This is a genomic window from Escherichia sp. E4385, from assembly GCF_963883145.1.
In the GTDB taxonomy this organism is placed as follows: domain Bacteria; phylum Pseudomonadota; class Gammaproteobacteria; order Enterobacterales; family Enterobacteriaceae; genus Escherichia.
Map to the genome: position 1 here is coordinate 34,252 of NZ_CAWOOJ010000021.1, position 14,941 is coordinate 49,192.

General features: G+C 51.0%; 11 protein-coding genes and 1 pseudogene. 9 read left to right on the top strand and 3 right to left on the bottom strand.

Annotation, left to right across the window (positions count from 1 at the left end):
* Positions 1–75 precede the first annotated feature (75 nt).
* From narZ to AACS80_RS21195, 5 genes are all read left to right on the top strand, one after another.
* Positions 76–3,816 carry a nitrate reductase Z subunit alpha gene (gene narZ / locus AACS80_RS21175; protein ID WP_135409964.1) on the top strand — a complete coding sequence of 1,247 codons (3,741 nt, stop codon included), beginning with the start codon at positions 76–78 and terminating at the stop codon, positions 3,814–3,816.
* Entirely contained in the window at positions 3,813–5,357 is a 1,545-nt protein-coding gene (gene narH, locus AACS80_RS21180) for a nitrate reductase subunit beta (RefSeq protein WP_130210513.1), read from the top strand. The genes narZ and narH overlap by 4 nt, the downstream gene beginning before the upstream one ends.
* On the top strand, positions 5,357–6,052 hold the full coding sequence (narW, locus tag AACS80_RS21185; protein ID WP_131162613.1) for a nitrate reductase molybdenum cofactor assembly chaperone: 696 nt from the start codon (positions 5,357–5,359) through the stop codon (positions 6,050–6,052). Before narH ends, narW begins: the two co-directional genes overlap by 1 nt.
* Entirely contained in the window at positions 6,049–6,729 is a 681-nt protein-coding gene (gene narI, locus AACS80_RS21190) for a respiratory nitrate reductase subunit gamma (RefSeq protein WP_130210515.1), read from the top strand. The genes narW and narI overlap by 4 nt, the downstream gene beginning before the upstream one ends.
* Before the next feature lie 79 nt (positions 6,730–6,808).
* Entirely contained in the window at positions 6,809–7,702 is an 894-nt protein-coding gene (locus AACS80_RS21195; protein ID WP_135409963.1) for a PhzF family isomerase, read from the top strand.
* 100 nt (positions 7,703–7,802) lie between these two features.
* Here AACS80_RS21195 and nhoA read toward each other — a convergent pair whose 3' ends face one another.
* Complete coding sequence (gene nhoA / locus AACS80_RS21200) at positions 7,803–8,648, bottom strand: N-hydroxyarylamine O-acetyltransferase (protein WP_130210519.1); 846 nt, start codon at positions 8,646–8,648, stop codon at positions 7,803–7,805.
* A gap of 174 nt (positions 8,649–8,822) precedes the next feature.
* Between nhoA and AACS80_RS21205 the strand changes: the two genes are divergently transcribed.
* Positions 8,823–9,392 (top strand): flavin reductase family protein, encoded by a 570-nt coding sequence (locus tag AACS80_RS21205; protein WP_130217588.1) that lies wholly within the window; start codon positions 8,823–8,825, stop codon positions 9,390–9,392.
* Positions 9,393–9,395: 3 nt separating this feature from the next.
* Here the strand turns inward: AACS80_RS21205 and pptA are convergent, their stop codons facing one another.
* Complete coding sequence (pptA, locus tag AACS80_RS21210) at positions 9,396–9,623, bottom strand: tautomerase PptA (RefSeq protein ID WP_130210863.1); 228 nt, start codon at positions 9,621–9,623, stop codon at positions 9,396–9,398.
* Positions 9,624–9,928: 305 nt separating this feature from the next.
* Here pptA and AACS80_RS21215 point away from each other — a divergent pair, with 305 nt between their 5' ends.
* Both AACS80_RS21215 and AACS80_RS21220 read left to right on the top strand, forming a co-directional pair.
* Positions 9,929–11,905, top strand: coding sequence for an alkyl/aryl-sulfatase (locus AACS80_RS21215; RefSeq protein WP_130222654.1), 1,977 nt, complete (start codon positions 9,929–9,931; stop codon positions 11,903–11,905).
* Positions 11,906–12,007: 102 nt separating this feature from the next.
* Positions 12,008–13,057: a GGDEF domain-containing protein gene (locus tag AACS80_RS21220; RefSeq protein ID WP_138183986.1), complete on the top strand. Its 1,050-nt coding sequence runs from the start codon at positions 12,008–12,010 to the stop codon at positions 13,055–13,057.
* A 7-nt stretch (positions 13,058–13,064) separates the two neighbouring features.
* Here AACS80_RS21220 and AACS80_RS21225 read toward each other — a convergent pair.
* Positions 13,065–13,176 (bottom strand): annotated as a pseudogene (locus AACS80_RS21225) (glutathione S-transferase); the annotation flags it as partial.
* 226 nt (positions 13,177–13,402) lie between these two features.
* Here AACS80_RS21225 and ansP point away from each other — a divergent pair.
* Entirely contained in the window at positions 13,403–14,902 is a 1,500-nt protein-coding gene (gene ansP, locus AACS80_RS21230; RefSeq protein WP_135409961.1) for an L-asparagine permease, read from the top strand.
* Positions 14,903–14,941: the final 39 nt, after the last annotated feature.

Genomic DNA, 14,941 nt, shown 5'->3' on the forward strand with positions numbered 1-14,941 from the left:
GATGCCTGGTGTACAACCGTGTCGCATCCGACAAGGCATCAGATCCCAAATCATTCCTGGAGCAGGAGTCATGTCATGAGTAAACTTTTGGATCGCTTTCGCTACTTCAAACAAAAGGGCGAAACCTTTGCCGATGGTCACGGACAGGTGATGCATAGCAACCGCGACTGGGAAGATAGCTATCGCCAGCGTTGGCAATTCGACAAAATCGTGCGTTCCACCCACGGCGTTAACTGCACTGGCTCCTGTAGCTGGAAAATCTACGTTAAAAATGGCCTGGTGACCTGGGAAATCCAGCAGACCGACTACCCGCGCACTCGCCCTGATCTGCCCAATCATGAACCCCGCGGCTGCCCGCGTGGCGCAAGTTACTCCTGGTATCTTTACAGCGCTAACCGCCTGAAATACCCGCTAATTCGTAAACGACTGATTGAACTGTGGCGCGAAGCCCTTAAACAGCACAACGATCCAGTACTGGCGTGGGCATCGATTATGAACGATCCGCAAAAGTGCCTGAGCTACAAACAAGTGCGTGGGCGCGGCGGCTTTATCCGCTCCAACTGGCAGGAACTAAACCAGCTGATTGCCGCAGCTAACGTCTGGACCATCAAAACCTATGGCCCGGATCGCGTTGCCGGATTCTCACCGATTCCGGCGATGTCGATGGTATCTTACGCCGCCGGAACGCGTTATCTGTCGCTGCTTGGCGGCACCTGTTTAAGTTTCTACGACTGGTATTGCGACCTGCCGCCCGCCTCGCCAATGACCTGGGGCGAGCAAACCGACGTGCCAGAATCTGCCGACTGGTATAACTCCAGCTACATCATCGCCTGGGGATCTAACGTACCGCAGACGCGCACGCCAGACGCTCACTTCTTTACTGAAGTGCGCTACAAAGGCACCAAAACTATCGCCATTACCCCTGACTACTCGGAAGTGGCAAAGCTGTGCGACCAGTGGCTGGCGCCAAAGCAAGGCACTGATAGCGCGCTGGCGATGGCAATGGGCCATGTGATTTTAAAAGAGTTTCATCTCGATAATCCCAGCGACTACTTTATCAACTACTGCCGCCGCTACAGCGACATGCCGATGCTGGTAATGCTGGAACCACGTGAAGATGGCAGCTACGTTCCCGGGCGCATGATCCGCGCGTCTGACCTGGTGGATGGACTGGGTGAAAGCAACAATCCGCGGTGGAAAACCGTGGCGGTTAATACCGCAGGTGAACTGGTGGTGCCGAACGGTTCGATTGGTTTCCGCTGGGGCGAAAAAGGCAAATGGAATCTGGAATCCATTGCCGCCGGTACGGAAACCGAATTGTCGTTAACCCTGCTCGGTCAACACGACACCGTTGCAGGCGTGGCCTTCCCCTACTTTGGCGGCATTGAAAATCCGCACTTTCGCAGCGTAAAACACGATCCTGTACTGGTGCGTCAATTACCCGTTAAAAACCTGACATTAGCCGATGGCAGTGTCTGTCCGGTCGTCAGCGTTTATGATTTGGTACTGGCGAATTACGGCCTCGATCGCGGGCTGGAAGATGAAAACAGCGCGAAAGATTACGCTGAAATCAAACCGTACACCCCAGCCTGGGGTGAGCAAATTACCGGCGTACCGCGCCAGTATATTGAAACCATCGCCCGCGAATTTGCTGATACCGCCCATAAAACGCATGGGCGCTCGATGATTATCCTCGGTGCTGGCGTCAACCACTGGTATCACATGGATATGAACTACCGTGGGATGATCAATATGCTGATCTTCTGCGGTTGTGTCGGGCAAAGCGGCGGCGGCTGGGCGCACTATGTCGGTCAGGAAAAACTGCGCCCGCAAACCGGCTGGTTGCCGCTGGCCTTTGCGCTCGACTGGAACCGACCACCGCGCCAGATGAACAGCACCTCGTTTTTCTACAATCACTCCAGCCAGTGGCGCTATGAAAAAGTCACCGCGCAGGAATTGCTCTCACCGCTGGCCGACGCCAGTAAATACAGCGGTCATCTGATTGATTTCAACGTTCGCGCCGAGCGCATGGGCTGGCTACCTTCTGCGCCGCAACTGGGGCGTAACCCGCTATCCCTGAAAGCCGAAGCCGACAAGGCCGGATTATCACCCGCCGAATTTACCGCCCAGGCACTGAAGTCAGGCGAGTTACGCATGGCCTGCGAACAGCCGGACAACGGCAGCAACCATCCGCGTAACCTGTTTGTCTGGCGTTCAAACCTGCTTGGCTCGTCCGGCAAGGGCCACGAGTATATGCAGAAGTATCTGCTGGGTACGGAAAGTGGCATTCAGGGGGAAGAACTTGGACCGACGGAGGGAATCCAACCGGAAGAAGTTGAGTGGCAAACTGCAGCGATTGAAGGCAAGCTCGACCTGCTGGTGACGCTCGACTTCCGTATGTCCAGCACCTGTCTTTTCTCCGATATTGTTCTGCCTACCGCCACCTGGTACGAAAAAGACGATATGAATACTTCGGATATGCATCCGTTTATTCATCCACTTTCTGCGGCGGTCGATCCGGCCTGGGAATCACGCAGCGACTGGGAAATCTACAAAGGTATCGCCAAAGCCTTTTCGCAAGTGTGCGTGGGACATCTCGGCAAAGAAACGGATGTTGTGCTGCAACCGTTGTTACACGACTCTCCGGCAGAGCTCTCACAGCCGTGTGAAGTGCTCGACTGGCGCAAAGGCGAATGCGATCTGATCCCTGGAAAAACTGCCCCCAATATTGTGGCGGTGGAACGCGACTACCCTGCTACCTATGAACGCTTTACCTCGCTCGGGCCACTGATGGACAAACTTGGCAACGGCGGTAAAGGGATTTCGTGGAATACCCAGGATGAAATCGATTTCCTCGGTAAACTCAATTACACCAAGCGTGATGGCCCGGCACAGGGGCGTCCGCTGATTGACACCGCCATTGATGCGTCAGAAGTGATTCTGGCGCTGGCACCGGAAACCAACGGCCATGTGGCGGTCAAAGCGTGGCAGGCGCTGGGCGAAATCACCGGACGCGAACATACCCATCTGGCGCTGCACAAAGAGGACGAGAAGATTCGCTTTCGCGATATTCAGGCGCAGCCACGTAAAATTATCTCCAGCCCCACATGGTCCGGTCTCGAAAGCGATCACGTCTCCTACAACGCCGGATACACCAACGTTCATGAGTTAATTCCGTGGCGCACGCTGTCGGGCCGTCAGCAGCTGTATCAGGATCATCCGTGGATGCGTGCTTTTGGTGAAAGCCTGGTGGCTTATCGCCCGCCTATCGACACCCGCAGCGTCAGTGAAATGCGCCAGATCCCGCCAAACGGCTTCCCGGAAAAAGCACTTAACTTCCTGACGCCGCACCAGAAATGGGGCATTCACTCCACCTACAGTGAAAACCTGCTGATGCTGACGCTTTCTCGCGGTGGACCGATTGTCTGGATCAGCGAAACCGATGCCCGCGAACTGACCATTGTCGATAACGACTGGGTGGAAGTGTTTAACGCCAACGGCGCGCTGACAGCTCGTGCGGTTGTTAGTCAGCGCGTACCGCCGGGCATGACCATGATGTATCACGCCCAGGAACGCATTATGAATATCCCCGGCTCGGAAGTAACCGGCATGCGCGGCGGCATTCATAACTCGGTCACCCGCGTTTGCCCGAAACCGACGCATATGATTGGCGGTTACGCGCAGCTGGCCTGGGGCTTCAACTACTACGGCACCGTCGGCTCGAACCGCGACGAATTTATCATGATCCGCAAGATGAAGAACGTTAACTGGCTGGATGATGAAGGTCGCGATCAGGTACAGGAGGCGAAAAAATGAAAATCCGTTCGCAAGTCGGCATGGTGCTTAACCTCGACAAATGTATCGGCTGCCATACCTGTTCGGTGACCTGCAAAAACGTCTGGACCGGTCGCGAAGGCATGGAGTACGCATGGTTTAACAACGTCGAAACCAAACCGGGCATTGGTTATCCGAAAAACTGGGAAGATCAGGAAGAGTGGCAAGGCGGCTGGGTCCGCGATGTCAACGGTAAGATCCGTCCGCGTCTGGGCAGCAAGATGGGGGTAATAACCAAAATCTTCGCCAACCCGGTGGTGCCGCAGATTGACGATTACTACGAACCTTTCACCTTCGACTACGAACATTTGCATAGCGCGCCAGAAGGTAAACATATTCCCACAGCCCGCCCGCGTTCGCTGATTGACGGTAAGCGGATGGACAAAGTGATCTGGGGGCCAAACTGGGAAGAACTGCTGGGCGGCGAGTTCGAAAAACGCGCCCGCGACCGCAACTTCGAAGCCATGCAAAAGGAGATGTACGGGCAGTTTGAAAACACCTTCATGATGTATCTGCCGCGTCTGTGCGAACACTGCCTCAACCCCAGCTGCGTGGCGACCTGCCCCAGCGGCGCTATCTACAAACGCGAAGAAGATGGCATTGTGCTGATCGATCAGGATAAATGCCGTGGCTGGCGTTTGTGCATTAGCGGTTGTCCGTACAAAAAAATCTACTTCAACTGGAAAAGCGGGAAGTCAGAAAAATGTATCTTCTGTTATCCGCGAATTGAGTCAGGCCAACCCACCGTGTGCTCAGAAACCTGCGTGGGTCGCATCCGGTATCTGGGCGTGCTGCTTTACGACGCCGACCGCATTGAGGAAGCGGCGAGCACCGAGCGCGAGGTTGATCTCTATGAGCGCCAGTGCGAAGTGTTCCTCGATCCGCACGATCCCTCAGTGATCGAGGAAGCCCTGAAACAAGGTATTCCACAAAATGTGATTGAAGCTGCCCAGCGTTCGCCTGTCTACAAAATGGCGATGGACTGGAAACTGGCGCTACCGTTGCACCCTGAATATCGCACCCTGCCGATGGTCTGGTACGTTCCTCCGTTGTCGCCGATTCAGTCCTACGCTGATGCGGGCGGTTTGCCGAAAAGCGAAGGCGTGCTCCCCGCCATCGAAAGCCTGCGTATTCCGGTGCAATACCTCGCCAATATGTTGAGTGCCGGCGATACCGGCCCGGTACTGCGGGCGCTAAAAAGGATGATGGCGATGCGCCACTATATGCGCTCACAAACCGTGGAAGGCGTTACTGATACCCGCGCCATCGACGAAGTGGGTTTGAGCGTCGCTCAGGTCGAAGATATGTATCGCTATCTCGCTATCGCCAACTATGAAGATCGTTTTGTCATTCCGACCAGTCATCGTGAAATGGCGGGCGACGCCTTCGCAGAACGTAACGGCTGCGGCTTTACTTTTGGCGACGGTTGCCACGGCTCGGACAGCAAATTTAACCTGTTCAATAGTAGCCGAATTGATGCCATCGACATTACCGAAGTACGCAATAAAGCGGAGGGCGAATAATGCAGATCCTCAAAGTGATCGGCCTGTTGATGGAGTATCCGGACGAGCTGTTATGGGAAAGCAAGGAGGATGCGCTGGCGTTGATCCGCCGCGACGCGCCGATGCTTACGGATTTCACCAACAACCTGCTTAACGCGCCGCTGCTGGATAAACAGGCCGAATGGTGCGAAGTGTTTGACCGTGGACGTACCACATCGCTGCTGCTGTTCGAACATGTTCATGCCGAGTCCCGCGATCGAGGCCAGGCAATGGTGAACCTGCTGGCGGAGTATGAAAAGGTCGGTCTGCAACTGGATTGTCGGGAACTGCCTGATTATCTGCCGCTGTATCTGGAGTATTTAAGCGTACTGCCGGACGATCAGGCGAAAGAAGGGTTACTCAACGTTGCGCCGATCCTCGCCCTGCTTGGCGGACGCTTAAAACAACGCGAGGCACCGTGGTATTCGTTGTTTGACGCCCTACTGCATCTGGCGGGTAGTACACTTTCAAGTGACAGTGTCACTAAACAGATTCGCAGTGAAGAGCGCGATGACACCCGCCAGGCGCTGGATGCGGTGTGGGAAGAGGAACAGGTGAAGTTTATTGAAGATAACGCCACGGCGTGTGACAGCTCGCCGCTTAATCAATATCAGCGACGCTTTAGCCAGGATGTCGCGCCACAGTATGTCGACATCAGTGCGGGAGGTGGGAAATGATTCAGTATCTGAACGTCTTTTTTTACGATATCTACCCGTACTTGTGTGGCACGGTTTTTATCCTTGGAAGCTGGCTGCGCTACGATTACGGGCAGTATAGCTGGCGCGCCGCCTCCAGCCAGATGCTGGATAAACGCGGGATGGTGCTGTGGTCGAACTTGTTCCATATCGGCATTCTCGGGATCTTCTTCGGTCATCTGTTCGGCATGTTAACGCCGCACTGGATGTACGCGTGGTTTCTGCCGGTGGCGGTAAAACAACAGATGGCGATGGTGCTCGGTGGTATTTGCGGTGTATTAACGTTGATTGGCGGTGCGGGGCTGCTGGTGCGTCGTTTAACAAATCCGCGCATCCGGGCGACGTCTTCTGGTGCGGATATCCTGATCCTCGCCATTTTGTTAATTCAGTGCATTCTTGGGTTAACCACCATTCCCTTTTCAGCACAACATCCGGACGGCAGTGAAATGATGAAGCTGGTGGGCTGGGCGCAAAGCATTGTCACTTTCCAGGGCGGCGCATCGACGCATCTTGATGGCGTAGCTTATATCTTTCGCGTTCATCTGGTATTGGGAATGACCATCTTCCTGCTCTTCCCGTTCACCCGACTGGTGCATGTGTGGAGCGCGCCGTTTGAGTACTTTACTCGTCGCTATCAGATTGTGCGTTCGCGGCGTTAATCATCACCCTGGCCGGATAGCCCTTCGCTCTCCGGCCAGTTGCAGGCTATGATAGTTCTCCAGCCACAGGAGAACGTTAATGAAACCGCAGGTTTACCACGTCGATGCTTTTACCTCTCAACCGTTTCGCGGCAATTCTGCCGGTGTTGTTTTCCCTGCCGATAATCTCAGTGAAGCGCAAATGCAACTTATCGCCCGCGAGTTAGGCCATTCGGAAACTGCGTTTCTGCTGCACAGTGACGACAGCGATGTGCGCATTCGCTACTTTACGCCAACGGTTGAAGTGCCGATTTGCGGTCACGCGACCGTGGCAGCACATTATGTACGTTCGAAGGTATTAGGTTTGGGAAATTGCACGGTCTGGCAAACGTCGCAGGCAGGAAAACACCGCGTGACTATCGAAAAGCACAACGATGATTATCGTATTTCGTTGGAACAAGGTTCTCCTGGCTTTGAGCCACCGCTGGAAGGTGAAACACGTGCGGCGATTATCAACGCGCTTCATCTCACTGAAGACGATATTCTGCCAGGCTTGCCAATTCAGGTCGCAACAACAGGACACTCAAAAGTGATGATTCCGCTGAAACCAGAGGTGGATATCGACGCCCTTTCGCCTGACCTTGCTGCGCTGACCGCTATCAGCAAACAGATTGGCTGCAATGGTTTCTTTCCCTTCCAGATCCGTCCAGGCAAAAACGAAACCGATGGTCGCATGTTCTCGCCTGCGATTGGTATTGTGGAAGATCCGGTGACCGGCAATGCCAATGGTCCGATGGGTGCATGGTTGGTACATCACAACGTATTGCCTCACGATGGTAGCATGTTGCGTGTTAAAGGCCATCAGGGGCGCGCTCTGGGGCGTGACGGTGTGATTGATGTGACGGTGACAATTCGCGATAACCAGCCGGAGAAAGTGACTATTTCTGGTACAGCGGTGATTTTATTTCATGCCGAGTGGGCAATTGATCTTTAAAACCGTTGCCATATACGGCAGAAAAACAAATTGCCTGATGCGCTTCGCTTATCAGGCCTACAATCGCCGGATTAGGCGTTTACGCCGCATCCGGCACAAACTATTTCCCTGCTTCCGGATGCGTATCAAACGCTGCCATCACCTGCGCCAGCTCATCCACAGTAAACCCATGTTTCGCATCATCCACGCCCAGTCCAAACTGCTCCTGCATCACGGCATACAACGATGCCGCATCTGGCAAATTCTGCTGCTCTGCTACGTGACCATTTTCATAATGGGTGAAATGAAAATTGGTCAACGTCAGCTTGCCACCGTCCGGCAAATGGCGGCACATTAACAAATGATGGCGAAAATGCGATTGCGGCCAGTGCGCCGACCAGAAATTACCCATCACATAATCGCTTTGTTGCTGCTCACAGAGATCAAAACGGTACATCGACTGCCAGTGCTGATGATGATTAAACTGCAACACCCAGTCGCCCCCTTCCTGTAACAGCCGATATTCGCCATGTGGCGTTGTTTGCGCGATATCCGGCACTAAACGGATTGGCGCGGTCAGCGTCTGACCACCAAAACCAACGTCGGCAATCCATTGTTCACCTTCCAGTTCTACCAACAGCAAACGGTGCGTGCGCGGCGGTAATGATGGTGGATTAGATAACACTACGCGCCCTAACAGACTACGTACATGAAAACCCAGCTCGCGTAAAACCCGCTCAAACACGCCATTCTGTTCAAAGCAATAACCGCCACGCCGGGCGAACACCAATTTCTCTTCCAGAGATTGATCATCAAGCTGCATTTCCCTCGGCAGCAGAACATCAAGATTTTCAAATGGAATGGTGCAATTGTGTTTCAGGTGTAATGCACGAAGCGTATCGATATTGACCGCAGCAGCTCCCGACCAGTTAATGCGGGCAAAATAATGATTCAGAATGGGCGTCATCAGGCGTTTCCGTTAGTGGTTTTATCAACTTATAACCTGGAATAAACGCCGCACAGGCTATTTTGTGCGATCGCGGACATGCATCACGTTCGCAAATCGCCGATCCCGTTAATTTCGTTGCTTATTGCGTTACGAGCTACGCTTTTAAAACAACCTTCTTAGCGAGGCGATACCGTGAGCCGATTCATCCCCGTAGAATTACACCATGCCAGCCGTCTGTTAAATCATGGCCCTACTGTCCTGATCACCAGTTTAGATGAGCAATCCCAGCGGCGTAACATTATGGCGGCAGCCTGGTCAATGCCGGTGGAGTTTGAACCTCCACGCGTGGCGATTGTGGTAGATAAATCGACATGGACGAGGGAGTTGATTGAGCGTAACGGTAAATTTGGCATCGTTATCCCAGGCGTTGCAGCGACTAACTGGACGTGGGCAGTGGGAAGTGTATCTGGGCGTGAAGAGGATAAATTTAATTGCTATGGCATTCCGGTGGTGAAAGGTCCAGTGCTTGGTTTGCCACTTGTTGAAGAAAAATGTCTGGCGTGGATGGAGTGCCGATTGCTACCAGCGACTTCCGCGCAAGAGAAATACGACACGCTGTTTGGCGAAGTGGTATCAGCAGCGGCAGACGCACGGGTATTTGTCGAAGGCCGCTGGCAGTTTGATGATGATAAGCTCAATACGCTACATCATTTAGGTGCTGGCACGTTTGTTACCAGCGGCAAGCGTGTTACGGCTGGTTAAGCATTACATGCTATAACCAGGTTTCTTTATCAAGGCATCCATTTGGGGCGCGATTTCGGCGTCCCAGATAGCTTGCCATGATTCTGGTTGAATCTGCTGTAGCGCAATGCTTATCGAACTGTCTTTACTGTTCAGATGGCGAATAATAACGTCGGTAATATCTGCAGCAAGCGCTGCTTTTTGTTGTTCGTCCAGTTCACGCGGAAAACATTTAATGTCTATGTGCGGCATGATTGTGCTCCTTTTGAAAGATGTCAGTAAAATTAACACACGTTGTGAATGTCGTGTGTCCGGTAATGCGTTTTTACGGCAGTAATGCCTACTTGAAATTGTACATATTTGTACTACACCCTTTTAAATAAAGCGCCAACGAAAACGTTAACTTGCAGAATATATTCTTCGCCAACATGCCATTAAGAAAACACCAAGTTCCCGGCTTGCCAATTTGTTAACGCCCATTATAGTTATTCTTGCCCTCACTAAAAATTTTCATCCGTAATTACCCTCAATAAAAATCCATTCTGGAGACACTTAAGATGCAGCTTAATCATATTGTTAAAAGTCTGCTAATAACGGGATTATTCACCACCAGTTCCTTACCTCTCCTCGCGGCGGAAGCCCCTAAAAACGCCACCGCAGCCACGCAGCAAGCAAACAATTTACTCTATAACCAGTTGCCGTTTTCCGATAACACTGACTTTACTGATGCCCATAAAGGTTTTATTGCCCCTATTCCTCAGGACGTGATTAAGGGCGAACAAGGAAATGTTATCTGGGATCCACAACAATACGCTTTTATCAAAGAAGGCGATAAAGCCCCTGATACGGTGAATCCAAGTTTATGGCGTCAGGCGCAACTGATAAATATCAGCGGATTATTTGAAGTGACTGAAGGTGTCTATCAGATTCGTAACCTCGATCTATCAAATATGACCATCATTGAAGGCAAAGAGGGTATTACCGTCGTTGATCCACTTGTTTCAGCAGAAACAGCCAAAGTTGGGATGGATCTCTATTACAAAAATCGCGGCCAAAAACCGGTAGTGGCGGTTATCTACACACACAGTCATGTCGATCACTACGGTGGTGTTCGCGGCGTAATTGATGAAGCTGACGTTAAATCAGGCAAAGTTAAAATCTATGCGCCAGCCGGATTTTTGGAGGAGGCCGTTTCCGAAAATATTATGGCTGGCAATGTGATGAGCCGACGAGCCAGTTATATGTATGGCAACTTATTGAAACCTGATGTTAAAGGCCAGGTCGGCGCGGGACTGGGAACAACCACTTCAGCAGGAACGGTCACGTTGATTGCTCCTACTAACTACATCACCAAAACCGGGCAAAAAGAAACTATTGACGGGTTGACCTATGATTTTCTGATGGCGCCAGGTTCCGAAGCGCCTTCTGAAATGCTGTGGTTTATTGAAGAAAAGAAACTGATCGAAACAGCAGAAGATGTCACGCACACCCTTCATAACACCTATTCGCTGCGCGGGGCTAAAATTCGCCAACCGCTGCCGTGGTCAAAATATATTAACGAAGCGCTCAATTTATGGGGTGATAAAGCCGAGATTATTCTCGCTCAACATCACTGGCCAACCTGGGGCAACGATAACGTGGTCAAACTGCTTAAAAGCCAGCGTGATTTGTATCGTTACATCAATGATCAAACTCTGCGTATGGCAAATCAGGGGATGACCCGCGATGAAATTGCCGCAAACTTTAAACTGCCCTCTTCACTGGCTAACACTTGGGCGAATCGCGGTTATTATGGTTCGGTAAGTCATGACGTAAAAGCAACTTACGTGCTTTATCTCGGCTGGTTTGATGGTAACCCCGCAACGCTTGATGAACTGCCGCCAGAAGAAGGCGCAAAGAAATTTGTCGAGTATATGGGCGGTGCTGATGCCATTTTACAAAAAGCCAAACAGGATTATGACCAGGGTAATTTCCGCTGGGTTGCTCAGGTTGTCAGTAAGGTGGTGTTTGCGGATCCAAACAACCAGGCAGCGAGAAATCTGGAAGCTGATGCGCTTGAGCAGTTAGGCTATCAGGCTGAATCTGGGCCGTGGCGTAATTTCTATCTCACTGGCGCACAGGAATTGCGTAACGGCGTACAAAAATTACCAACACCAAATACTGCCAGCCCTGACACCGTGCGTGCAATGACGCCAGAGATGTTCTTTGATTATCTTGCCGTCCATATTAATGGTGAGAAAGCGGCAGATGCCAAAGCCGTGTTGAATTTCGATTTTGGTGAAGATGGCGGCACCTATAAAGTGGAGCTTGAAAATGGTGTTCTCAATCATACCGCTGGTGTAGAAGCTTCGGATGCTGATGCCACTATCACTCTGTCTCGTGATGTATTGAACAAAATAGTACTGAAAGAAGAGACGCTGAAAGAAGCCACAGACAAAGGAGACGTTAAAATTACCGGCAATGCGGAAAAACTCAACGAGCTGTTAGGTTATATGGATAATTTTGAATTTTGGTTCAATATAGTGACACCTTAAATTCAGTATAAATTGGGCAGGTTTCCTGCCCTTTTCTGGTTATAAAAAATGGTTTCTGATAAAAGAAAAAACGCTCATTATTCGTGGAAAAATCGCCAGGATATGGTTATTCGCGGAATGTCGATTAGCCTGCCGTGGTTTGCCTTGATTAACATCTGTTTTTCATCGATGATTTTGCTGCGTGGTATTTTGTTTAATGATGACCTGACTTCAGGGCTTAATGAGAAAAACCTTGTACATACTATTGATATATCATCTTTCGGCATTCTGCTGATAAGTGGCCTTTTATTGCTCATCTCCCGAAAAAAAGTGCTGTATATTCAGCAACTATTGGTCATTCTAAGCCTGTTATGGTCATGGTGTTGCTTTTATTTCATTGCACACTGGACGTTACCTTTTGCTTACCCTCTGTGTGTATTATTAATGCTTAGTGCCGTTGTTGCGCTGTATTTTCACACGCCATCATTACTCGCATTTATCACTCCATTATGGTTTAGCATCCCGTTAGCCAGTCTTGTTCTCAATCAGCATGTGAATGTTCATTTCGCTGTCATCTGGGGCCTTTTTTCACTGGCGCTATATGGTGGGCGACTCATTTTGTTACGTTGGTTTGAAGAAGCATGGCAACAAAACAAGTACAACAACCAGTTAATTAATCGCCTTGATGCATTAGCACATCGCGATCCTTTAACTGGGATAGCAAACCGACGTGCAATGAACAGTATCTTACACGACGCGATAGATAACGGCGGGTCATTTGCTCTCATTATGTTGGATGTCGATTTTTTTAAACGCTACAACGACACCTACGGGCACCCAGCGGGCGATAAATGTTTGATACAAGTTGCCGACGCCCTGCAACGCGCAATACGCCAGCCTGAAGATATAGTCGCTCGTTATGGTGGCGAAGAGTTTGCCATCCTACTTTTTAATGCAACATTGCCGGAAGCTGAGGCGGTAGCAGCCAGAGTGAAGCAAGAACTTAAACTGGCAGCTATCCCGCATCAGGCATCTGCTGTTAGTGCATTTGTTACGGTTAGTCAGGGGATTGCCTGTTCTGCTCCCGCAAAAACGGCTGAACAAATTGTTTCAGATGCCGACGCCGCGTTATACCGGGCGAAAGAAAATGGGCGAAATCGATGGGTGAAATAATTTCCCCCTGTAGTTTCGGCAAATGAGCAACTGCACTGATATTCAGCGCATTATCCTGAAACCATTCATGCCCCACGCCATGTCCTCATAATGCATAGACAGCAGTCCACGAGGATTAGTAGCTAACCAAACACACACGATTTTGTGACCGGTTTTTCACCAGTTGTAGTAATTCCCACTGAAGATGCAAGGGCATGTTTTGCATCGTTACACGATAACGGGTAGGATTCTGCGCCGACAGTTATACCCATAAAGAATAATGGTGAATCTTGTCATCGCCAGGATGAATAAACATTGTTCATGGCAACTTATATGACTTTTTCATTAAAGCAATCAGGGAGAGCAATGAGTAAACACGACACCGACACTTCAGATCAACACGCCGCGAAACGCCGCTGGCTTAATGCCCACGAAGAGGGGTATCACAAAGCGATGGGCAATCGCCAGGTGCAGATGATCGCCATCGGCGGCGCGATTGGCACCGGCTTGTTTTTAGGTGCAGGAGCCCGACTGCAAATGGCAGGTCCTGCGCTGGCACTGGTTTATTTAATATGTGGCTTGTTTTCGTTTTTTATTCTGCGTGCATTGGGTGAGTTAGTATTACATCGCCCTTCCAGTGGCAGTTTTGTCTCTTATGCCCGAGAGTTTTTAGGAGAGAAAGCTGCTTACGTTGCTGGCTGGATGTACTTCATCAACTGGGCGATGACGGGGATTGTCGATATTACCGCCGTCGCTCTGTATATGCATTACTGGGGTGCGTTTGGCGGCGTGCCGCAGTGGGTCTTTGCGCTCGCTGCGCTGACCATCGTTGGCACCATGAATATGATCGGTGTGAAATGGTTTGCGGAGATGGAGTTCTGGTTTGCGCTTATTAAAGTGCTCGCCATTGTGACCTTTTTGGTCGTGGGTACAGTGTTCCTCGGTAGCGGTCAGCCGCTGGATGGCAACACCACTGGCTTTCATTTAATTACCGATAACGGCGGCTTCTTCCCCCACGGTTTGCTGCCTGCGCTGGTGTTGATTCAGGGCGTAGTGTTTGCTTTTGCCTCCATTGAAATGGTTGGTACAGCTGCCGGAGAATGTAAAGACCCGCAGACCATGGTGCCTAAAGCAATTAACAGTGTGATTTGGCGTATTGGCCTGTTTTACGTCGGCTCCGTGGTGTTGCTGGTTATGTTATTGCCGTGGAGCGCGTATCAGGCGGGGCAAAGTCCGTTCGTGACATTCTTCTCTAAACTGGGTGTGCCGTACATCGGCAGCATTATGAACATTGTAGTGCTGACCGCTGCCCTCTCCAGCCTGAACTCAGGTCTGTACTGCACCGGACGTATTCTGCGCTCGATGGCGATGGGCGGTTCCGCACCGAGTTTTATGGCGAAAATGAGCCGTCAGCATGTGCCGTATGCCGGGATCCTGGCGACGCTGGTCGTTTATGTTGTTGGCGTATTCCTTAACTATCTGGTGCCGTCTCGCGTATTTGAGATTGTCCTGAACTTCGCGTCGCTGGGAATTATCGCCTCGTGGGCGTTTATCATCGTGTGCCAGATGCGCCTGCGTAAAGCGATTAAAGAAGGCAAAGCTGCGGATGTCAGTTTTAAACTGCCTGGCGCGCCCTTCACATCCTGGCTGACGCTACTGTTTTTGCTGTGCGTGCTGGTGCTGATGGCGTTCGATTACCCGAACGGGACTTATACCATCGCTGCGCTGCCGATTATCGGTATTTTGCTGGTTGTGGGTTGGTTTGGTGTGCGCAAACGCGTTGCCGAAATTCACAGCACTGCGCCAGTTGTCGAGGAAGATGAAGAAAAACAGGAAATTGTGTTTAAGCCTGAAACGACGAGTTAATTGCATAATTGCTCGGTTTAAAGCCGGATGCGGCGCTAG